We start from the raw sequence: 797 nt of genomic DNA on the forward strand, positions 1-797 counted from the left end.
GGCCGGGGGATCCGTGCCGCCCCAGGGCCGGTCGTCGCGCGCCAGGGCCCAGGCATACCCCTTCTTCACCTTGCTGCGTCCGGGATCGAGCACCGGCAGCGTGGTCTCGTCGGCGAACAGCCGGGGCGAGGCGAGCAGGATCTCACGCAGGCGGGGCACCACCGGCCGGATCTCCTGGGCGGCGGTGCCCAGCCAGTCGGCCAGCACCTCCCGTCCCAGCGTCAGCCCCTGCCGCGCCAGCATCTGCGCCTGACGGTACAGCGGCAGATGGTCGGCATAGCGGGCCACCAGCACCTGGGCGACAGTGGCCTCGGTCGGCAACCCACCGGGCACCAGTCGCTCTGGAGCGGGCGCCTGCAGCACCACGCCGGGACAGGCGCGGCAGGCCAGCTTGGGCCGCCGGGTGACCAGCACCCGGAACTGGGTTGGCAGCACGTCGAGCCGCTCGGCGCTGTCGGCGCCGATCTCCACCAGCAGGCCATCGCAGCAGGGGCAGGTCTCCCGCTCAGGCATCACCACCTGCTCGATGCGCGGCAGATGCGCAGGCAACTGGCCACGGTTGCCGCGACGGCGTTTTGTCTGCTGTTCCCGCAGTGCCTTCGAACGTTGGCCCGCCTCGGCCTCGCTGGCTGCCAGCGTGGCCTCGATCTCCTCGAACGCGAACAGCAACTGATCTTCCGGCAGCCGTTCCGACTTCTGCCCGAACTGCCGACGCTTCAATTTCAGCAGCAGGTGGTGCAGCTGCTCATTCCGCTGTCTCTTGATCACATCTACGCACAGCTCCACCGTAAGGCGAA

The 797-nt window shown here is 69.6% G+C and carries 1 protein-coding gene; it reads right to left on the minus strand.

Translation table 11 applies throughout. The annotated features are described in order from the left end of the window. On the minus strand, window positions 1-786 hold a 786-nt coding region (tnpC, locus tag ROTAS13_RS25325; protein ID WP_371329405.1), incomplete at its 3' end, for an IS66 family transposase. Between the last annotated feature and the right edge of the window lie 11 nt (window positions 787-797).

The sequence above is a fragment of the Roseomonas sp. TAS13 genome, from assembly GCF_001950415.1.
Lineage (GTDB): Bacteria > Pseudomonadota > Alphaproteobacteria > Acetobacterales > Acetobacteraceae > Roseomonas > Roseomonas mucosa.